Here is a 19,305-nt window from a genome sequence, read left to right on the forward strand (position 1 = left end):
ATTACCGTCCGGTGCTCATTTGACCGTCGGCGGCATTTCGAACGTATGGAATGGCGCCGGACTCGGCACTGTCCACTCAAGCCCCGTTGCACCATCCCATGGTTTGTCGTCCGCTTTCACGTGTTCGCCATGACCACGGTACGTAGGCAACGCAACCGCCAACAGGAAGTACACCTGTGCAAGTCCAAAGCCAAACGCACCGATCGTCGCAATTTGGTTGAAATCGGTGAACTGAGCCGGATAGTCAGCGTAGCGGCGCGGCATACCGGCCAGCCCGAGGAAATGCATCGGGAAAAACGTGAGGTTGAAGAAGATCATCGACGCCCAGAAATGGATCTTTCCACGTGTCTCGTTATACATCCAGCCGGTCCACTTTGGCGACCAGTAATACCATCCGGCAAACAGCGCGAACAGTGAGCCGGCAACAAGTACGTAATGGAAGTGCGCGACCACGTAATACGTGCCATGAAGCGGAACATCGAGCGGCGCCATCGACAGGATCAATCCGGTAAAGCCGCCCATCGTGAACACGAAGATGAAGCCGATTGCGAACAGCATCGGCGTCTCAAACGAGAGCGCGCCACGCCACATCGTCGCGACCCAGTTGAACACTTTGACGCCAGTGGGCACCGCAATGAGCATCGTCGCGTACATGAAGAAGAGCTGCCCGGTGACCGGCATGCCGGTCACAAACATGTGGTGCGCCCATACCATGAACGACAGGATCGCAATCGACGCCGTTGCATACACCATCGAGCTATAGCCGAACAGTGGCTTGCGCGAGAAGGCCGGTACCACCTGCGAGATGATCCCGAATGCCGGCAGAATCATGATATAGACTTCCGGATGACCGAAGAACCAGAAGATATGCTGATATAGCACCGGGTCACCGCCGCCGGCCGGATTGAAAAATGCCGTGCCGAAATGCCGATCAAACAACAACATCGTGATCGCGCCGGCCAGTACCGGCATCACCGCGATCAACAAGAATGCGGTGATCAGCCAGGTCCAGCAGAACATCGGCATTTTCATCAGCGTCATGCCAGGCGCGCGCATGTTCAAGATCGTCACGATGATGTTGATCGCGCCCATGATCGACGACGCACCCATGATGTGCACCGCAAAGATGCCCAGGTCCATGCCCGGCCCCATTTGCACTGACAGCGGCGCATACAACGTCCAGCCCGCGGCGGTCGCGCCGCCCGGCGAGAAAAACGAGCCGACCAGCAGTACCGCGGCAACCGGCAGCAGCCAGAAGCTGAAGTTATTCATCCGCGCAAACGCCATGTCAGCCGCGCCGATTTGCAACGGCACCATCCAGTTCGCAAAGCCAACAAATGCCGGCATGATCGCGCCGAACACCATGATCAGCCCGTGCATCGTCGTGAGTTGGTTGAAGAACTCGGGCCGCATAATCTGCAGGCCGGGTTCAAACAACTCCGCACGGATCAGCAGCGCCATCACCCCGCCCGACAAAAACATCACGAACGAGAAAATCAGGTACAGCGTGCCGATGTCCTTGTGGTTGGTTGCGAACAACCAGCGCCGCCAGCCATGCGGATAATCGTGCGCATGGTCGTGTGCGTGATCGTGACCTGCCGCGACGTCGTGTCCGATCGTTGGCATAACACTTCTCCTAAAACAAATTCCGGGGCCGAATCAACGGTTGCATGCGGGACATCAGGCGCCGTTGCCCACTACCGCGACGGCAGGCACCTTGCCGTTGCGCGCGTCTGCGACCTGTCGGGGTTGTAATACCACACCGTTATGGTTGTCCCACGTATTGCTCACAAACGTGATGACTGACGCAATTTCAACATCGCTTAACGTCGGGCCCCATGCCGGCATTTGTCCCTTCCCGTTCAGCACGAGGTCCAAGTGTCCGGCAATCGGGCCTTTGACGACCGCGCTGCCGTCAAGCGCCGGGAACGGCCCCGTGCCCTTGCCGCTCGGTTGATGGCAAACCGCGCAGTTGGCCGCATACACTTTTGCGCCTTGCTCCTTCAGTTCATCCATCGTGTACATTTTGTTCGGCTCATTGGCCGACGCGCTCATTTTCTTTTGCTCATCAGCGACCCATTTCGCATAGTCGTCTGCGCTCTTGACTTCGACGACGACCGGCATATACGCGTGCTCTTTACCACACAGCTCGGTGCAGAAACCCCGGTACGTCCCGACCTTTTCGGCCTTGAACCACGTTTCGCGTGTAAAGCCGGGGATCGCGTCTTGCTTGACACCGAACGCAGGCACGTACCACGAGTGCACGACATCTGCGGCAGTCGTGATGATCCGGATTTTCTGGCCCACCGGCACAACGAGCGGATAATCGACTTCCTGCAGATAGGTATCGGAAATCGGCTCCTTGCCGTTGATCATCGAGCGTGGCGTCGTCAGCGTCGATAAAAAGCTGATGCCCTCACCCGGCCCCTTCACATAGTCATAGCCCCATTTCCATTGGTAGCCGGTGACCTTGACCGTCAAGTCCGCGTTAGAGGTGTCTTTCATCGCGACCACCGCCTTCGTCGCAGGCAGCGCCATCAACACGACGATCAAGAACGGCACGACGGTCCAAATGATTTCGACGGTGGTGCTTTCGTGAAAGTGAGCAGGTTTGAAGCCTTTCGATTTGCGATGCACGATGATCGAATAGCACATCACGCCAAACACGCCGACAAAGATCACCGCACAGATGATCAGCATCATCGTATGCAAGCCGTAAAGCTCCTCGGCGATCTTGGTGACGGGCGGCTGGAAATTCAGTTGATTGACCGCCGGGCCACCCGGCGCATCATTGATCGCCTGGGCCGTGCCTGCGACGAGCCACGTACTCGCGGCAAGCATGCCCGCGAAGGCTCGCTTGATTGTTTTCATAGCTTCCTTACCCAAAATTACCATTCAGACTCGCCTTCCGCCCTGCTGCCCCGGTGCCCGCACGACGTGCACTGCTTGAGCCACGCGCGCAATTCGCGTGCAAACTCGGCGCGATGCTCGAACGCAAGATGCCGCCCAACCGATACCGACACCCGACCCGATGCCACGGTCACGCATTGGCGCGGCTCGCGTCCCGGCTCGATCCGAACCCAGCACGGATTGAACTCGAACTGCGTGACGCTGCCGGCGCTCACCCGTCGGATCAAAAGATGGTCCGGGCACAGACGGATGTATTCGTAATCGACCGCATGGCGCGCGTAAATGATGAACGCGACACCTACCGCGAGGAGTTCGATGCCCGTAAAAGGCAGCACCAGCCACGCGCCGCTGAGCGCGACGGCCAGTCCAATCGAGCAGGATACCAGCACGAGCAACAAGTAGAAGCAAACGAACTGACGCGGAGACGCCGAACAGTTGCGCCGCTGCATCCAGTCCTTCAACACCGGACCGGAATCGGTTGGCCATGTCATTGCCTCCATCGCCGCTCCTCGTGCTACGTGCCCATCGCCCCCATAGTGCGGACCCCCAAGCGACAAACTGACGCATTATAGGCGGGTTCATGGTCATCCACAAGCAACGCCAAACCGGCTCGAACCTTTGCCCGACAAGCCTCTGCGCCATTTTGACGCAGTTTGCGACAGTCATTTTCAGCAGCGATTTCCGGGATAACGAAGTATCGGTCCCGCCGCCCACGCGCGCATGCCGATGCATCAGAAAGACATCCTGCGCGCACCGCGCGACATATGGCCGATCTCGTCGACGCGGACGATGCCATGGCCTTCAGGCGTCACGCGAGCCACGGCCTTCCACGCATGACCGTAGACCACCTCAAAGGTGAGCGGTATCGTGCCGTCGGGCTGCCGTTGCGCTTCCAGCGCGTCGAGCAGGCGACGATACATGCCGCGCGAAATCAGGCCGCGCGACACATCGGCGCGCGCGTCGCCGCGCCGCGCACTCTGCGGTGGCATTGCCCCCCAGCGGTGCACATCGGCCAGCAGCGATTGCGGGGACGCGTACGTGACTGTGAGCGTCTCCATATCCATCACTGGAATCTCGAAGCCGCTGGCAACCAGCATGTCGCCGCAGTCATGCATATCGACAAAGTCGAGCACATGCTGCGCCGCGCCACCATCTGCGACCGCCCACGCCCTACGCAGCTCGCGCAGCGTATCAGGACCGAGCGTGGAGAACATCAGCAGCCCGCCAGTTTTCAGTACCCGCTGCCACTCGGGAAACACCCGGTCCGGACGCGCATGCCACTGCAGCGCCAAATTTGACCATAGCAAGTCAAAACACTCCGGCGCAAACGGCAGCGCGCCGAAGTCGGCCTGCACCCGGTCGCGCGGTCGAGCGCGGCCCGGCGCAAGATGACGCAATGCGGCCGGCAGCAGACGGCGCCAGCCGCCCGCTGGGGCGGGCTGCCCGGACGCCGCGTGGGCACCACCGCACCCCAACGCGTGCGCGGCGCCGAGCATCGCGCGCGATAGGTCCGCGCCATAGACGCTGGCCGGCGTGAAGCGCGCGCGCAGCGCATCGATGTCCTCGCCCGTGCCGCACCCCGCGTCGAGCACCCGCACCGGCTGCAGCTTGATGTACTGCAATCGCTCATGCATGCGCTGCGCGATCTCGCGCGGCAAGAACGCCACGTCACGAAATTGCGCGGCACGACGATCAAAAATCTGCCTGAGCTGGCGCAACCCGGGAGCGCGCTGCGCATCCGTATCGGTGTCTTGGTCCGCCGGACGGTCGTGGTCGGTTGGCATGAGCATAGGCTTGCGGGAAGGGCCGCAGTATACTCGTTCGACCGCCCTAATCCAGTATCCGTTTCCGTTTCTGATGAAGCAGTCTACCCCATTGCCCACGCCGGCCCGCGACCGTACATTCGTCAACGATCACAGCAGTGACCGACGGCGCAGCCACGCGCGGCCCGCCACGGCGGCAGTACGCATCGCCCACTCAAGCCATGCCCCCGGCGGGGCGCGTACCGGCCGCGGGCAGCGCCGCTGGGTAGCCAAGCTGCGCAGCTTATGCCACAGCGCTTGGCGCCATGCATTGCCGACGCAGTGCGCACTCTGTGGCAATTTGTCGCATGATGTACTGTGCGACGCTTGCGATGAAATTTACTGGAATGAAGCACGGCTACGCTGCCCGCGCTGCGCGCTGCCACTGCCGCGCAACGTTGCAACGCATTGCTCGTTTTGCGTCCAGACACGACCGGCGTTCGACGCCACCGTGACGCTTGCCGACTATGCGCCGCCGCTCGACCAGTTGGTGGCCGACTTGAAATTTCGCTCCCGTATCGAGCTTGGACGCGATTTCGCGCGCCGGCTGGCACTCGCGTCGCAAGACCTGCCCGAGTTGCCCGACGCATTGATCGCCGTACCACTTTCAGCGTCGAGGCTCTCGTCGCGCGGCTACAACCAGGCTTGGGAGATCGCACGTGTGCTCGCCCGGCGCCTCAGCGTGCGCGCCGATCCGCGCGCTGTCGTGCGTGTGCGCGACACCGGACAACAAGCGCTGCTCGGCACAACCGCCCGGCACGCGAATCTGGCTGGCGCGTTCGCGCTGCGCAAGACGGTCCGCGGCCAACACGTGGGCATCGTGGACGACGTGATGACATCTGGGACAACGCTCGATACGCTTGCGCGAATGCTCAAGGATGCCGGCGCGCGACGCGTCACCAATTTCGTCGCACTGCGCACGCCGCGCGCGTAATCGGCCCCAAGCGGCCACGATCACGACCGGCGCTCGTGCGTCGATGCCCACGCCAGCCACCTCATTGACCCATTCCATGTTTAACGTCGTTCTAGTCGAACCCGAGATTCCGCCGAACACCGGCAACATCATTCGCCTATGCGCGAATACCGGCGCCACGCTGCACCTGGTCGAGCCGCTGGGCTTTCCACTGGACGACGCGAAGATGCGCCGCGCCGGTCTCGATTATCACGAATACGCGCAGATGCGCGTGCACCAGGACTGGAGCACACTGCTCGCCACGCAGCAGCCCGACCCAGCCCGGATGTTCGCCTTCACGACCCGTGGCTCGTCGATGTTTGGAGACCGCGCGTTCCAACCCGGCGATTGGTTTGTCTTCGGCGCCGAAACGCGGGGCCTGTGCGACACAGTGCTGCAGCACTTTGCCGTCGACCAGCGCGTACGTCTGCCGATGCGGGCAGGCAACCGCAGCCTGAACCTGTCCAATACGGTGGCCGTTGTGGTGTTCGAGGCGTGGCGGCAGCATGGCTTCGAGGGCGGCACCTAAACGGCACGATGGTCCGCACCGTTGTCCCGGCTGCTCGCCTAGAACCTCGTGGTCCATGAATGCAAGCACGCAGCACACGCTGATGGCCCTTAGCATGCTGTGCCGGCAGACGAGCATCGCGGCCGCCGCCGTTTAACGCGTCTCGGCCTTCACCTCCCGCCGCAACAGCGCGTCGACCGCGGCGCGAGGCGCTACGCCGTCGAACAGCACGCCACAGACGGCTTCGGTAATCGGCATCTCGATCCCATGCTGCCGCGCGATGGCCAATACCGCGCGCGCGCATCGCACCCCTTCGGCGACATGCCCCAACGCGGCTAGGATCTCGCCCAGCGCGCGTCCGGCTGCCAGTTGGAAACCCACAGTGCGGTTGCGCGACAGATCCCCAGTCGCGGTCAGGATCAGATCACCCAGCCCGGTCAGACCGGTAAAGGTATCGTACCGTCCACCGAGCGCGACGCCCAATCGCGTCATTTCCGCCAGCCCGCGCGTGATCAGCGCAGCCCGCGCATTCAGACCCAGTCCGAGCCCGTCGGCAATGCCGGTGGCAATTGCTAGCACATTCTTGACCGCACCGCCCACCTCGACGCCGACGACATCGTCTCCCGTATAGACGCGCATCGAGCCATGGTGGAATGCATCGACGGTGCGCCGCTGGCATTCGGCGCTCGCGCTGGCGATGGTCAGCGCGACGGGCAGGCCCTGGGCCACTTCCCGCGCGAAGCTCGGGCCGGACAGCGCGCCGCAACTCGGGGGCGCGCCTAGCACATCGGCAACGAGTTGATGCGGCAGATGCATCGTGTCTACATCGAAGCCCTTACACAACCAAACAAGGTGTGCCGGTACGTGGCCCGTATCGCGCATCGCGGTGCAGGCGGCGGCCAGCCCCGCGACCGGCGTGCCAAGCACGCACAGCGCATCGTGCGCAAGCGCATGCTGCAACGCGATCTCCAGGTCGGACTCGTAGCACAGTGCGGGGTCCAACGCGATGCCTGGCAGGTAGCGGCGATTCTCGCGCGCGGCAGCAAGGTCGGCCACGAGGGCCGGATCGCGGGCCCACAGCAGCGTATCATGGCGCTGCGCAAGGTGACTGGCCAGCGCGGTGCCCCACGCACCGGCGCCGAGTACGGCAACTTTCATTGCCAGCACCTCACATCAGCAACATCGTTGCAATCCGTCCAGATAGTCGGTTCCACGGCGATCGGCTGTGCGTCGCTCATCTGCACCGCGTTCAGTGCGTAGTCGCGGAGCCTTCGTTGGCCGCGCCGTTACCTGGCTGGTCATTGACCTGCGCCAGCCGCTGCTCGTACAGCGCCTGAAAGTTGATTTCGGCCAAGTGGATAGGTGGGAAGCCGGCACGGGTGATCGCATCGGCGATGTTTGAGCGCAGGTACGGAAAAATAATCGTCGGGCATGCGATGCCGATCAGCGGATCGATCTGCTCGTTCGGAATGTTGCGTATATCGAAGATGCCAGCTTGCTTGGCCTCGATCAGGAAAGCCACCTTGGTGGCGACCTTTGCCGTCACGGTGCCCGTCACGATCACCTCGAACACGCCGTCAGCAAGCCGCTCCGCCTTAACGTCGACTTCGACTTCAACACTGGGCATCTCCTGCTCCAGGAAGATTGCCGGCGAATTCGGCTGCTCGAGCGACAAATCCTTCAAATAAATGCGCTGGATGTTGAAGAACGGCTGGTTGTTCTGCTGGTCGGACATGAACTTTCCTTCGGTGAAAGGGGCAAGTGCACACGGCATCGAGCCGCCGCACGTCGCCCGAATGGCGCGGCCCAGCGAACGGGGCGCGCGCGTATAACGGCCTGCCGACGCCGCAAGGCGTCGGCAAAGGTCTCGTGCTCAGACAGACGTCAGACTGCCGCGAGCAGCGGCATCAGCCCGCCGGCACGGTCGAGCGCGGACAGGTCATCGTAGCCGCCGACGTGGGTCTGGCCGATGAAGACTTGCGGCACTGTACGCCGGCCAGTGCGCTCCATCATTTCCGCCCGACGCTCAGGATCACGATCGATCAGCACTTTCTCGATGTGCTCGACGCCGCGCGACCTCAACAGACGCTCGGCCATCTGGCAATACGGACAGACCTGCGTGCTGTACATTACCACCTTGCTCATTTCCACCTTGCTCATTTCGCCGCTCCTTGCTTGACGACCGGCATGCCGGACTGCCGCCACGCGTTGACGCCGCCTTGCAACGTGAACACTTGCGCGTAGCCGGCCTCCTTTAGCACATTCTGCGCCCTGGCTGAATGCCCGCCGTTTTGGCAGACTAGCAGCACTGGCGTGCTCTTGTTCTTGGCCACCTGTGCAACTTTACTCTTCAACTCATCAAACGGCAGATGACGCGCCTGCGGCAGGTGGCCCTGCGCGAATTCATCGGCACCACGCAGGTCGATGACGACCGCATTGCGGCGGTTGATCAGTTGCGTGGCGTCCGCGGCGGACAGGCCGCGGTCGCGCCGCGTGATGACCGGCCACAGCAGCAGTCCCCCGGAGATGAGGGCAATGGCGATCAATACAAGGTTGGCTGGCTCGGTGAAAAATTTCACGGATGGAATTCGCACAAAGAAAACAATCCGACATTATAAAATATCCGTCCGATGCACTGACGTGCGCCATTGGATCAGCGTGCGCCAGCGGCTTACCGCTTCCTGACTACCGTTGACATTGACATGTACAAGCTCGTCCTCATCCGCCACGGCGAATCGACGTGGAACAAGGAAAACCGCTTCACTGGCTGGGTCGACGTCGACCTCACTGACAAAGGCGCGGCCGAAGCGCGGCAAGCCGGCGTGCTGCTCAAGCAGGCCGGCTACACGTTCGACATCGCGTATACGTCCATGCTCAAGCGCGCCATCCGCACGCTGTGGCACGTGCAGGATGAAATGGATCTGATGTATATCCCCGTCGTGCACTCGTGGCGCCTGAACGAGCGGCACTACGGCGCGCTGTCCGGGCTGAACAAGGCTGAAACGGCAGCCCAGTACGGTGACGAGCAGGTGCTGATATGGCGGCGCAGCTACGATACGCCACCGCCGGCGCTCGAGCCGTCCGATCCGCGCACCTCGTACGATGACCCGCGCTACACCAAGGTGGCGCGCGAGTTGCTGCCGCTCACGGAGTGCCTGAAGGACACGGTCGCGCGCGTGCTGCCAATCTGGAACGAATCGATCGCGCCGGCCATCAAGTCGGGCCGCAACGTGTTAATCGCCGCGCATGGCAACTCGATCCGCGCGCTGGTCAAATACCTGGACGGCATCTCAGACATCGATATCCTCGGGCTGAACATCCCGAACGGCGTGCCGCTCGTCTACGAGTTGGACGAAGCGCTCAAACCCATCAAGCACTATTATCTAGGTGACGCAGAGGCGATCGCCAACGCGCAGGCCGCGGTCGCGAACCAGGGTAAGGCTGCCTAATTTTCCGAACCGTGCCGCCAGTGGCCTGTCCAAGGGCGGTTATACTTGCTCTCCGATTAGCGCGCCCGCCGGGCGCCGCCGCGCGCCATAACACGCCACTGCAACTGTTCACTTTATGCGCAAGACTCTGAAGAACGCAGGTCTGATTGCCGCCGGCCTCGCGACCGGCATGTTCGCCACGCTCCAATTCTCGGCGTCCGCCGCGACCAGCACGACCGCGCCACTGCCGCTAGATCAGTTGCGGCTGTTCGCCGAGGTATTCGGCCAGATTAAGCACGAGTACGTCGAGTCGGTCGACGACAAGAAGCTGTTGACCGCGGCGATCAAAGGCATGGTGTCGAGCCTGGATCCGCACTCATCGTACCTGGACAAGACTGACTATCAAGAGCTGCAGGAACAGACGAAGGGGCGCTTCGCGGGGCTAGGCATCGAAATCACGCAAGAGGACGGCCTGGTGAAGGTCATCTCGCCGATTGAGGATACGCCGGCATTTCGCGCCGGCATCCGCTCGGGCGACCTGATTACGCGGGTCAACGACAAGCCGGTACGCGGCATGACGTTGGACCGGGCGGTCAAGCAGATGCGCGGCGAGCCGGGTACCAAGGTCACGTTGACCATCTATCGCAAGAGCGACGAGCGCACGTTCCCGGTCACCGTCACCCGCGCGGTGATTAAAGTGCAGAGCGTGAAGGTAAAGATTGTGCAACCAGGCTATGCATGGGTGCGGATCACGAGCTTCCAAGAGCGCACCGTGCCGGACTTGGCGGCTAAGCTCGCCGATATCGCACGCCAGCAACCGCAACTCAAGGGCTTGATCCTAGACTTGCGCAACAACGGTGGTGGCCTACTGCAAAGCGCGGTCGGCGTGGCCGGCGCGTTCCTGCCGCCGGACTCGGTGGTCGTGTCGACCAATGGCCAGATCGCCGATGCCAAGCAGACCTATCGCGACACGTTCGACAACTATCGGTTGTCAACCTTCGACAGCGACCCGCTCAAGAACCTGCCCGCGATCTACAAGACGGTGCCGATGGTGGTGCTAGTCAATGCGTACTCGGCGTCAGCCTCCGAAATTGTCTCCGGCGCACTGCAGGACCAGCATCGCGCGCTGATCATGGGCAAGACCACGTTCGGCAAGGGGTCGGTGCAGACGGTGCGTCCGATGTCCGCCGACACCGCCCTGCGCTTGACGACCGCGTACTACTACACGCCGAGCGGCCGTTCGATCCAGAATAAGGGTATCCGTCCCGATATTCCGGTCGACCAGTTCGCGGACGGCGATCCGGACGATGCCCTGGTCACGCGCGAGGTCGATTACTCGAATCACCTGGCCAACACGCAGGACCCGAACGAGAAGGCCGAGCAGGAAAAGCGCGAGCAGAACCGGCTCGACCAATTGCGTCAGCTCGAGGAGCAGAATTCGAAGAAGACACAGGAACAGCGCGAGAAGGAACGCAGCCGTCCACCGATCGAATTTGGCAGCAGCGATGACTTCATGCTGCAGCAGGCGATGCACCAGCTCAAGGGCGAACCAGTGCAAGTCTCCAAGTCGCTGACCGAGCGCAAGATGGCCGAGAACAAGCCACCCCGCTCCGCGTCCGCGCCGATCGCGGTGAAGCCCGCGCTACCCGCAGTGCCGGGTACCGACAATGCCCCGGCATGGGCGCCCGCCGGCGCGTCCGCGCCACGTTAGGCACCGGGCGCGCGTTGTCGGCCGACATCGCACGCGCCGGCGGCGTGTCGGCGGTGAAGTATCGGCGGTGATGTCGCCGACACGCCGCGCGTGAACTTTGACGAATGCTGCAATGAACGACGACCAACTGCTGCGCTATTCGCGCCATATCCTGCTCGACGAAATCGGTATTGAGGCACAGCAGCGCTTTCTAGACGCGCACGTGTTGATTATCGGGGCTGGCGGCCTCGGTTCGCCGACCGCGATGTACCTCGGTGCAGCGGGCGTCGGCACGCTGACGCTGGTCGATGCCGACACCGTCGATCTGACCAACCTGCAACGACAAATTTTGCATTCGAGCGACACCATCGGACAGGCCAAGGTCGCGTCGGGACGTGCAACGCTCGCCCGCCTCAATCCCGACGTACGCGTGAACGCGATCCACGCGCGCGCGGACGATGCGCTGCTGCAGCAATGGGTGCGGCACGCCGACGTCGTGCTCGATTGCAGCGACAATTTCGCGACCCGTCATGCGGTGAACCGCGCATGCGTCCAGCATCGCGTACCGCTGGTATCCGGCGCGGCGTTGCGCTTTGACGGGCAGATCAGTACGTTCGATGCGCGCGATCCCGCCTCACCCTGCTATGCGTGCGTGTTCGCGCCAGACCAGCCGTTCGATGAAGTCGCATGCTCGACGATGGGCGTGTTCTCCCCGTTGGTGGGCATCATCGGCGCGATGCAAGCGGCCGAGGCGCTGCGCGTGATCGCCGGGATCGGGCGCACGCTGGTCGGGCGGCTGATGATGCTCGACGCGATGACGATGGACTGGCAGACGATGCGTATCGGCCGCCAAGCCGATTGCCTGGTTTGCGGCACACCGCATCGCGGCGCTGACGCCGTGTCGTAGCGCGCCGCCGCGTTACGCCTGCAGCAACCGGTCAAGCGCTGCCTGGATTTCTGCCGGCTCGTATGACGCCAGGACGTCCTCGACCGGCTTTTCCAGACTCTTCAACTGTGCGCGCAGCACCTCCTGCTTAACCAGCAACAACTGGCTCGGATGCATCGAGAACTCGGTCAGCCCCATCCCGAGCAGCAGCCGCGTGAGCGCCGGATCGCCGGCCATTTCCCCGCACACCGACACCGGCACGCCGGCCCGCCTGGCTTCGCGCAGTGTCATGCCGATCAGTTGCAGTACCGCGGGATGCAGCGGGTCATACAAATGCGCGACCGCGTTGTCCGCGCGATCAATCGCCAACGTGTATTGAATCAGGTCGTTGGTGCCGATCGACAGGAAGTCGAGGCGCTTCAGGAATAGCGGCAGCGCGATCACGGCCGCCGGGATCTCGATCATCGCGCCGACCCGCACATTCGGATCGTATGCCAGGCCCGCATCGTCGAGCTGGTGTTTGGCCTGCGCGATCAGGTCCAGCATCTGGTCGATCTCGCGCGCATGGGCCAGCATCGGCACGAGAATCTTCACGGGCCCGAACGCCGAGGCACGCAGGATGGCCCGCAACTGCGTAAGAAACATCTGCGGCTCAGACAAGCTCCAGCGGATCGCACGCAACCCGAGCGCCGGGTTAGACGCCGTCTCGAACTCGTCGCGCGAATCGAGCGGTTTGTCGGCGCCCACGTCGATCGTGCGGATCGTCACCGGCAAGCCGTTCATCGTCTGCACGACGCGTCGATATGCGTCGAATTGCTGCTCCTCTTCCGGCAACTCGCCACGCGCATTCATGAACAAGAATTCAGTGCGGAACAGCCCGACGCCGACTGCGCCGGCGTCCAGCGCGGTGCGTGCATCGTCCGGTAATTCGATATTGGCCAGCAGATCGATCTTTGTGCCGCACACAGTCTGCGTCGGCGAAAACTTCAGCCGCTGCAGCTTGCGTTGCTCAAGCAGCTTTTCGCTTTGTCGATACGCATACTCCTCCAGCACAATCGGCGCCGGGTCGACGATCACCACGCCACGGTCGCCGTCGACGATGATCATGTCGTCCTGCCGGATCAGCGAGCTAGCCTGCTGCACGCCTACCGCCGCCGGGATGCCCAGGCTGCGCGCGACGATCGCAGTATGCGACGTGCGCCCGCCCAGGTCCGTGACAAACCCGTGAAACGTCTGCGTCTTGAATTGCAGCATGTCAGCCGGCGCGATATCGTGCGCGACCACAATCATTTCATCGGTGCCACGCCGCGCGTCGTTGGCCGCCACGGCGGTGGCCGGTGATCCGGCCAACGCCTTGAGCACGCGCTCGACGACCTGCTCCAGGTCCGCCTTGCGTTCACGCAGGTACTCGTCATCGATATCATCAAAATGCTTGGCCAGGCGCTCCAGTTGCTCGGTGAGCGCCCATTCGGCGTTGTAGCGCCGCACGCGGATCAACTCAATTACCGCCTCGACCAGCATCTCGTCGTGCAAAATCAACGTGTGGACGTTGAGGAACGCGCCCATCTCGCTGGGCGCGTCCGCCGGCAGCTCGGCACGCAACGTATCAAGCTCGTCGTGCACAGCCTGCTGCGCCGCGATGAAGCGGGCCACCTCGGCCTCGACATGGTCGGGCTCGACTAGATAATGGGCAACGTCCAGCGCGGCAGGCGCAATCAAATACGCGCGGCCGATCGCGATGCCTCGAGATACAGGGATTCCATGCAGCGTGAACGACACGCGCCCCTCCTCTAGTTGTGCTTGGGCAATTGGGAAGCATCGGACGCGCGTGGGCAACCTGCGCTGGGCGCCATCACGCCTGCCCGGCAAATGTCTGACGCAGACTCAGACCGGCGCACCCATTATAGGTTCTGCCCTGTTTGGCCGCAGCCCGCGATGCAGCATCGGGCAATGCGTCGCGATGTCGCAGCGCGGGATCGCGACACGCATCGGCACTGCTTGGCCGCCAACGCCGATTGTTTGGCGTTACTGACCTTCGCCGAACTTGTCCGCGATCAGCGTGAGGATCGCATCCATCGCCGCCTGCTCGTCGGGACCCTCGGTCTCGATAGTGATCGTGCTGCCGATACCCGCCGCGAGCATCATGACCCCCATGATGCTCTTTGCGTTGATCCGTCGGCCGTTGCGCGCCATCCAGATCTCGCACCGAAAGCTGCCAGCCAGTTGCGTCAGCTTGGCCGACGCCCGTGCATGGAGCCCTAATTTATTGACAATCGTTGCTTCTCTTTGAATCATGTTTGGGTTGGGATTGAAACGATGGAGAGCCCGCGCGAGCAGGCGCAGGCCCGGTGCAGCACGCGCACCGGCCGCTCAGCCCGTCGGGCCACACGGCACGCTCGTCGCGGGATCCGCGGGCAGATCAGCACTGCACGGCGGCAATGCGGTCCCGTGAGCGGCCGACGCCATTTCGGCGCACGGCAGGCACGCCGCTGTGGCAGGCGTGCCCGGCACAACGCCGTGGATGCCCTTTGCACCGCCTTGCAGCGCCTTGTCCGCCAACGTGTCGATCGGCAGCGTCCGATAGCACACCGCGCGCACCAACATCGGCAGATTGACACCCGCCACCACCCGCACGTGCGGCAATGCCGCCAGTTGGGCCGCAATGTTGGCCGGTGTCGCCCCGAACATGTCAGTCAATACCAATGCACCGTTATGCTCGGTCACCTGCTGCAGCTGCGCGTGCGCGTCGGCTAGCGCGGCGACCGGATCGCAGTCCGGTGTCACGTCCAGCACGCCGATGCGCAGCGGCAGACTGCCGTAGAAATGCGCGACACAATCCCGCAACGCCGATGCCAGTGGCGCGTGGGCAATGATCAAGATGCCAGCCATGTCAGCCTGCGTCAAAATCGCCATGAACTTCAATAGTTTATCAGGCTGGCGCAGATCGTCCCGGCCTCGTGTCAGCCAACCGCGCGCTCCAGCGCGTCAACGAACATCGCCGCGACATTGAACCCCGTTTGCTCGGTGATCTCGCGAAAACATGTCGGGCTCGTCACGTTAACCTCCGTGAGCCAATCGCCGATCGTATCCAAGCCGACCAGCAGCAGGCCGCGCTCGGCCAGCACCGGGCCGAGCGCGGTGGCAATCTCGCGGTCACGCGGCGCCAGCGACTGCGCGCGGCCCACCCCACCAGCGGCCAGGTTGCCGCGGATCTCGGTGCCCTGCGGAATCCGCGCCAGCGAATAAGGCACCGGCTCCCCGCCGATCAGCAAAATGCGCTTGTCACCGTCCTTGATCTGCGGGATATACCGCTGCGCCATCACGGTGCGCGCGCCATTGTCGCTGAGCATCTCGATCGTCGAGCCCAGGTTCATGCCGTCCTCGCGTATCCGGAACACGCCCATGCCACCCATGCCATCCAACGGCTTGAAGATCACGTCGCGGTGCTCGCCGTGGAATGCCCGCAGCCGTGCCGCGTCGCGCGTAACCAGTGTGGGCGCGGTGAACCGCGCGAACTCGCCAATCGCCATCTTCTCGGAGTGGTCGCGGATCGCGCGCGGCTTGTTGAAGATACGCGCGCCGTGCCGCTCGGCGATCTCCAACAGCCAAGTCGATGTCACATACTCCATGTCGAACGGTGGATCCTTGCGCATCAGCACCGCACCGAACGTGCCCAGGCCGCGATTTTCCGCGAGTTCCGCGTCGTACCACTGACCCGGATTCGTGTGATCGCCAACGATCGAGAAACGCCGTACCGTAGCCTCGACGCCGCCGCCCGCATACGCGAGGTGCCGCGGCTCGCACGCATAAAGCACATGGCCGCGGCGCGCGGCCTCGGCCATCATCGCATACGTCGTGTCCTTATAGATTTTGAACTGCGGCAGCGGGTCGGCAATAAAGAGAAGGTCCATGGGTCGTTCCGGCGGAAAGCGGCTATCCAGCGTGCATTATCGCGCAGCGGGTGCTCGCCTGCGCCAACAGGTCACACCAGGATCGCCTCAGGGTCGGTCTTCTCCAATTCGACCGATGCAGCCAGCAGTGCCAGCCGCGCAACAACGCCGTACATGTAGAAGCGGTTCGGCGGCGCGGCGCCAGGCTTGGCATGCACGTCCGGCAGCGCCGTATGCTCGAAGGCCAGCGGCACGAAGTGCATGCCCGGCGCGTTCAGGTTCTGATTCGGCGCACGACTCGCATGGACGCGGTAGAAGCCGCCGACCACATAGCGGTCGATCATGTAGACGACCGGCTCGGCCACCGCCTCGTTCACGTGCTCGAACGTCTGCACGCCTTCCTGGACAATGACGTCGTGCACCTGCAGCCCTTCCTTGACGACCGCCATCCGATTGCGCTCGCGCTTGTTCAGCCCGGCAAGCTCCGATGCGTCGTGCACGGTCAGCACACCCATCCCATAAGTGCCGGCATCGGCCTTGATCACCACGTACGGCCGATCGTCAATCCCGTACTCGCGGTATTTCTTCGCCACCTTTTTCAGCACCGCGTCGACCGCGTCGGCCAGCGCCTCGTCATGCGAGCGCTCGGTGAAATCGATGTCTGACACGCGCGTGAAGTAGGGATTGAGCATCCACGGGTCGACGCCGATGAACTTGGCGAATTTCTTGGCCACCTCGTCGTAGCAGCCGAAGTGGTTCGATTTGCGCCGCACCGCCCATCCGGCATGCAGCGGCGGCAGCAGAAACTGCTCGTGCAGGTTCTCCAGCACGGGCGGGACACCGGCCGACAGATCGTTGTTCAACAAGATCGAGCAGGGATCGAAGTTCTTCAGCCCGAGACGGCGCGCCGAGCGCTCCAACGGCTCGACCACCAGGCCCTGGCCGTCAGGCAGCGGCAGCGTGACAGGCTCGGTGACGGTTTCGTCCAGCGTGCCCAGCCGCACGTTCAGCCCCGCTTGGCGCATGATCGTGGCGAGCCGTGCCAGGTTGTCCAAGTAGAATGCGTTGCGCGTATGGCGCTCCGGGATCAGCAGCAGGTTCTTCGCGTCCGGGCAGATCTTCTCGATGGCCGCCATGGCGGCTTGCACGGCGAGCGGCAGCACTTCGAGGGGCAGGTTATTGAAACCGCCCGGAAACAGGTTTGTGTCCACCGGCGCGAGCTTGAAGCCGGCATTGCGCAGGTCCACCGAGCAATAGAACGGTGGCGTGTGCTCCTGCCATTCGAGGCGGAACCAGCGCTCGATCGCGGGCGTGGCGTCTAGAATCCGCCGCTCCAGGTCGAGCAGCGGACCATTGAGCGCGGTGACAAGGTGCGGAACCATGGGGACTCGAGGCTTACAGGCTCAAAAAAGCAATTGTAGAGGGTTGCTTCGTTCAGGTGCAGATGTTTTGCCGCATCGCAAGGTTCACGCCAGTATCGCCGCGCCCCGCCCATGCCCGCTCTCACGACAGCGTGGAGACGGCTCAATGCGTCGAATACCGCTCGATGCAGCTTAGATACCGCTCGTACGGCCGAAGTCCAATAGAGCGAACCGGAGATAAAAAGACCCACCTCGCGGCGGGCCAAACGCTGTGCCTCTTCTCGTTGTTGCGCGACTGGCCTGCCCTCGTGTGCCCGCTGTCCGCCGGCACGCCGCAGGCTCATTCGACGTGCTCGCCGTGGAGCACCACATCCAGCCCCTCGCGTTCTTCCTCTTCGGTCACGCGCAGGCCGATAACCGCGTCGATGATCTTGAGCAGGATAAACGACACGAGGCCGCTGTAGATCAGCGTGGTGGCCACGCCCTTAAGCTGCAGGATCACGCTGCCGTCGGCGCCGCCGATATCCTTGACCGCGAACACGCCAGTGAGAATCGCGCCGATGATTCCGCCGATGCCGTGTACGCCGAATGCGTCGAGCGAATCGTCATAGCCAAGCTTATTCTTGAGCCACGTCGCCGACAGAAAACACAGCACGCCGGCCACGATGCCGATGCTCAACGCGCCCGATACGCCGACGAAGCCGGATGCAGGTGTCACCGCGACCAGACCTGCCACCGCGCCGGAGGCAATGCCAAGCACGGACGGCTTGCCTTTGCCGATCCATTCCGCGAACATCCACGCGAGCGCCGCGGCCGCCGTGGCGACCTGCGTGGTCACCATCGCGAAACCGGCGCGGCCGTCGGCGGCGAGCGCCGAGCCCGCGTTGAAGCCAAACCAACCCACCCACAACATCGCCGCACCGACCAGCGTCAGCACCAGATTGTGCGGCGCCATCGCCTCGCGGCCGTAGCCGACGCGCTTGCCCAACACCAGCGCGCAGACCAACCCAGCTATCCCCGCGTTGATATGCACGACCGTGCCGCCGGCAAAGTCAAGGATGCCTGCCGCAGACAGCCAGCCGGTCGGCTCCCACACCATATGCGCGATCGGCGAGTACACCATGATCGACCACAGGGCCATGAACACCAGCATCGCCGAAAATTTCATCCGGTCGGCGAACGCACCACAGATCAATGCCGGCGTGATGATCGCGAAAGTCATCTGGTAAGTCATGTAGACCGATTCGGGGATCGTCGTGGCCAGGTGGCTCACCGTCAGCGTGACACCCTTGTCACCCTTGATAAAGCTCATGCCCGACAGCAGCACGCGTGAGAACCCGCCGATGAACGCGTTACCGGGCGTGAAGGCCAAACTGTAGCCGAGCACCACCCAGATGATCGTCACCAAACAGGTGATTGCAAAGCTTTGCATCAGGGTCGCGAGTACGTTCTTCTTGCGCACCATGCCGCCGTAGAACAGCGCGAGCCCTGGGATCGTCATGAATAGCACGAGTGCCGTGGAGCTCAGCATCCATGCGGTATCGCCGGCGTTGATCTTCGATGCGTCAAGAACCACCGGTGCCGTCGGCGCGGCGGGCGCGCCGGCTGCCTGTTCGCCACTGGCGCCAATGGCTGGCGCCGCGCCCGACGCTTCGGCAGCGCACGCCACTGGGGCAAAGACCGGCGCCGCGCTGGCAGCATGGACCGTATTCGTCGCGCTGGACACGAGCACGGACGCCGCAACAGCACCCGACGCGCCATCGGCCAACGCCGGCGCCCAGAGCCCGATGCCGGCCGCCAACAGCGACACGCCCATCAGAAATTTCCTCAAAGTCTTACGCATAGTGGTCCCTCTTGTTCCTGGCCCTGAGTTCGCAT

General features: G+C 63.0%; 18 protein-coding genes and 1 pseudogene. 5 read left to right on the forward strand and 14 right to left on the reverse strand.

Going from position 1 to position 19,305, the window contains the following annotated elements:
* Positions 1-15: 15 nt before the first annotated feature.
* From ctaD to KPG66_RS11625, 4 genes and pseudogenes are all read right to left on the reverse strand, one after another.
* Positions 16-1,626 (reverse strand): cytochrome c oxidase subunit I, encoded by a 1,611-nt coding sequence (gene ctaD / locus KPG66_RS11610; RefSeq protein ID WP_013436397.1) that lies wholly within the window; start codon positions 1,624-1,626, stop codon positions 16-18.
* Between the two features lie 60 nt (positions 1,627-1,686).
* Positions 1,687-2,895 (reverse strand): annotated as a pseudogene (gene coxB / locus KPG66_RS11615) (cytochrome c oxidase subunit II); the annotation flags it as partial.
* Positions 2,889-3,410 (reverse strand): DUF2244 domain-containing protein, encoded by a 522-nt coding sequence (locus KPG66_RS11620; RefSeq protein ID WP_049786419.1) that lies wholly within the window; start codon positions 3,408-3,410, stop codon positions 2,889-2,891. The pseudogene coxB and the gene KPG66_RS11620, both read right to left, overlap by 7 nt.
* A gap of 231 nt (positions 3,411-3,641) precedes the next feature.
* Positions 3,642-4,700, reverse strand: a complete 1,059-nt coding sequence (locus tag KPG66_RS11625) for a methyltransferase domain-containing protein (RefSeq protein WP_370645090.1) — start codon at positions 4,698-4,700, stop codon at positions 3,642-3,644.
* A gap of 67 nt (positions 4,701-4,767) precedes the next feature.
* Here KPG66_RS11625 and KPG66_RS11630 point away from each other — a divergent pair, with 67 nt between their 5' ends.
* Complete coding sequence (locus KPG66_RS11630) at positions 4,768-5,646, forward strand: ComF family protein (RefSeq protein WP_336886356.1); 879 nt, start codon at positions 4,768-4,770, stop codon at positions 5,644-5,646.
* Between the two features lie 76 nt (positions 5,647-5,722).
* Positions 5,723-6,193: a tRNA (uridine(34)/cytosine(34)/5-carboxymethylaminomethyluridine(34)-2'-O)-methyltransferase TrmL gene (gene trmL / locus KPG66_RS11635; protein WP_041753878.1), complete on the forward strand. Its 471-nt coding sequence runs from the start codon at positions 5,723-5,725 to the stop codon at positions 6,191-6,193.
* A 132-nt stretch (positions 6,194-6,325) separates the two neighbouring features.
* Here trmL and KPG66_RS11640 read toward each other — a convergent pair whose 3' ends face one another.
* The 4 genes from KPG66_RS11640 to KPG66_RS11655 form a co-directional block, all read right to left on the reverse strand.
* Positions 6,326-7,330 carry an NAD(P)H-dependent glycerol-3-phosphate dehydrogenase gene (locus tag KPG66_RS11640; RefSeq protein WP_041753879.1) on the reverse strand — a complete coding sequence of 335 codons (1,005 nt, stop codon included), beginning with the start codon at positions 7,328-7,330 and terminating at the stop codon, positions 6,326-6,328.
* A gap of 91 nt (positions 7,331-7,421) precedes the next feature.
* Positions 7,422-7,907, reverse strand: a complete 486-nt coding sequence (gene secB, locus KPG66_RS11645; RefSeq protein ID WP_041754521.1) for a protein-export chaperone SecB — start codon at positions 7,905-7,907, stop codon at positions 7,422-7,424.
* Positions 7,908-8,056: 149 nt separating this feature from the next.
* The gene (gene grxC, locus KPG66_RS11650) at positions 8,057-8,317 is read right to left on the reverse strand and encodes a glutaredoxin 3 (protein ID WP_237071027.1); all 261 of its coding nucleotides are present in this window, start codon (positions 8,315-8,317) and stop codon (positions 8,057-8,059) included.
* Positions 8,318-8,328: 11 nt separating this feature from the next.
* Positions 8,329-8,751, reverse strand: a complete 423-nt coding sequence (locus KPG66_RS11655) for a rhodanese-like domain-containing protein (protein WP_041753880.1) — start codon at positions 8,749-8,751, stop codon at positions 8,329-8,331.
* 123 nt (positions 8,752-8,874) lie between these two features.
* Between KPG66_RS11655 and gpmA the strand changes: the two genes are divergently transcribed.
* From gpmA to KPG66_RS11670, 3 genes are all read left to right on the forward strand, one after another.
* On the forward strand, positions 8,875-9,621 hold the full coding sequence (gpmA, locus tag KPG66_RS11660; protein WP_237070952.1) for a 2,3-diphosphoglycerate-dependent phosphoglycerate mutase: 747 nt from the start codon (positions 8,875-8,877) through the stop codon (positions 9,619-9,621).
* Between the two features lie 115 nt (positions 9,622-9,736).
* Positions 9,737-11,311 carry a S41 family peptidase gene (locus KPG66_RS11665; protein ID WP_237070953.1) on the forward strand — a complete coding sequence of 525 codons (1,575 nt, stop codon included), beginning with the start codon at positions 9,737-9,739 and terminating at the stop codon, positions 11,309-11,311.
* 112 nt (positions 11,312-11,423) lie between these two features.
* Positions 11,424-12,197, forward strand: coding sequence for a HesA/MoeB/ThiF family protein (locus KPG66_RS11670; protein WP_041753881.1), 774 nt, complete (start codon positions 11,424-11,426; stop codon positions 12,195-12,197).
* Positions 12,198-12,209: 12 nt separating this feature from the next.
* On the opposite strand, the gene ptsP is transcribed toward KPG66_RS11670, so the two are convergent.
* The 6 genes from ptsP to KPG66_RS11700 form a co-directional block, all read right to left on the reverse strand.
* Positions 12,210-13,955, reverse strand: a complete 1,746-nt coding sequence (ptsP, locus tag KPG66_RS11675) for a phosphoenolpyruvate--protein phosphotransferase (protein ID WP_041753882.1) — start codon at positions 13,953-13,955, stop codon at positions 12,210-12,212.
* Between the two features lie 246 nt (positions 13,956-14,201).
* Positions 14,202-14,471, reverse strand: coding sequence for an HPr family phosphocarrier protein (locus KPG66_RS11680; RefSeq protein WP_013436413.1), 270 nt, complete (start codon positions 14,469-14,471; stop codon positions 14,202-14,204).
* Positions 14,472-14,546: 75 nt separating this feature from the next.
* Positions 14,547-15,065, reverse strand: a complete 519-nt coding sequence (locus KPG66_RS11685; RefSeq protein ID WP_041754526.1) for a PTS sugar transporter subunit IIA — start codon at positions 15,063-15,065, stop codon at positions 14,547-14,549.
* A gap of 71 nt (positions 15,066-15,136) precedes the next feature.
* The gene (gshB, locus tag KPG66_RS11690; protein WP_013436415.1) at positions 15,137-16,087 is read right to left on the reverse strand and encodes a glutathione synthase; all 951 of its coding nucleotides are present in this window, start codon (positions 16,085-16,087) and stop codon (positions 15,137-15,139) included.
* A 71-nt stretch (positions 16,088-16,158) separates the two neighbouring features.
* Positions 16,159-17,448 (reverse strand): glutamate--cysteine ligase, encoded by a 1,290-nt coding sequence (gene gshA / locus KPG66_RS11695; protein ID WP_013436416.1) that lies wholly within the window; start codon positions 17,446-17,448, stop codon positions 16,159-16,161.
* 319 nt (positions 17,449-17,767) lie between these two features.
* The gene (locus KPG66_RS11700; RefSeq protein WP_237070954.1) at positions 17,768-19,270 is read right to left on the reverse strand and encodes an ammonium transporter; all 1,503 of its coding nucleotides are present in this window, start codon (positions 19,268-19,270) and stop codon (positions 17,768-17,770) included.
* Positions 19,271-19,305: the final 35 nt, after the last annotated feature.

Source organism: Mycetohabitans sp. B2, assembly GCF_021733735.1.
GTDB classification, from domain to species: Bacteria; Pseudomonadota; Gammaproteobacteria; order Burkholderiales; family Burkholderiaceae; genus Mycetohabitans; species Mycetohabitans rhizoxinica.

What these genes read in the sequence shown, in the direction of transcription:
- trmL (WP_041753878.1), top strand. Translation starts at nt 5,723, where the DNA reads ATGTTTAACGTCGTTCTAGTCGAACCCGAGATTCCGCCGAACACCGGC.
- KPG66_RS11685 (WP_041754526.1), bottom strand. Translation starts at nt 15,065, where the DNA reads ATGGCTGGCATCTTGATCATTGCCCACGCGCCACTGGCATCGGCGTTG.
- secB (WP_041754521.1), bottom strand. Translation starts at nt 7,907, where the DNA reads ATGTCCGACCAGCAGAACAACCAGCCGTTCTTCAACATCCAGCGCATT.
- gpmA (WP_237070952.1), top strand. Translation starts at nt 8,875, where the DNA reads ATGTACAAGCTCGTCCTCATCCGCCACGGCGAATCGACGTGGAACAAG.
- KPG66_RS11640 (WP_041753879.1), bottom strand. Translation starts at nt 7,330, where the DNA reads ATGAAAGTTGCCGTACTCGGCGCCGGTGCGTGGGGCACCGCGCTGGCC.
- KPG66_RS11620 (WP_049786419.1), bottom strand. Translation starts at nt 3,410, where the DNA reads ATGGAGGCAATGACATGGCCAACCGATTCCGGTCCGGTGTTGAAGGAC.
- KPG66_RS11665 (WP_237070953.1), top strand. Translation starts at nt 9,737, where the DNA reads ATGCGCAAGACTCTGAAGAACGCAGGTCTGATTGCCGCCGGCCTCGCG.
- grxC (WP_237071027.1), bottom strand. Translation starts at nt 8,317, where the DNA reads ATGAGCAAGGTGGTAATGTACAGCACGCAGGTCTGTCCGTATTGCCAG.
- gshB (WP_013436415.1), bottom strand. Translation starts at nt 16,087, where the DNA reads ATGGACCTTCTCTTTATTGCCGACCCGCTGCCGCAGTTCAAAATCTAT.
- KPG66_RS11680 (WP_013436413.1), bottom strand. Translation starts at nt 14,471, where the DNA reads ATGATTCAAAGAGAAGCAACGATTGTCAATAAATTAGGGCTCCATGCA.
- KPG66_RS11630 (WP_336886356.1), top strand. Translation starts at nt 4,768, where the DNA reads ATGAAGCAGTCTACCCCATTGCCCACGCCGGCCCGCGACCGTACATTC.
- KPG66_RS11625 (WP_370645090.1), bottom strand. Translation starts at nt 4,700, where the DNA reads ATGCTCATGCCAACCGACCACGACCGTCCGGCGGACCAAGACACCGAT.
- gshA (WP_013436416.1), bottom strand. Translation starts at nt 17,448, where the DNA reads ATGGTTCCGCACCTTGTCACCGCGCTCAATGGTCCGCTGCTCGACCTG.
- KPG66_RS11700 (WP_237070954.1), bottom strand. Translation starts at nt 19,270, where the DNA reads ATGCGTAAGACTTTGAGGAAATTTCTGATGGGCGTGTCGCTGTTGGCG.
- KPG66_RS11670 (WP_041753881.1), top strand. Translation starts at nt 11,424, where the DNA reads ATGAACGACGACCAACTGCTGCGCTATTCGCGCCATATCCTGCTCGAC.
- ctaD (WP_013436397.1), bottom strand. Translation starts at nt 1,626, where the DNA reads ATGCCAACGATCGGACACGACGTCGCGGCAGGTCACGATCACGCACAC.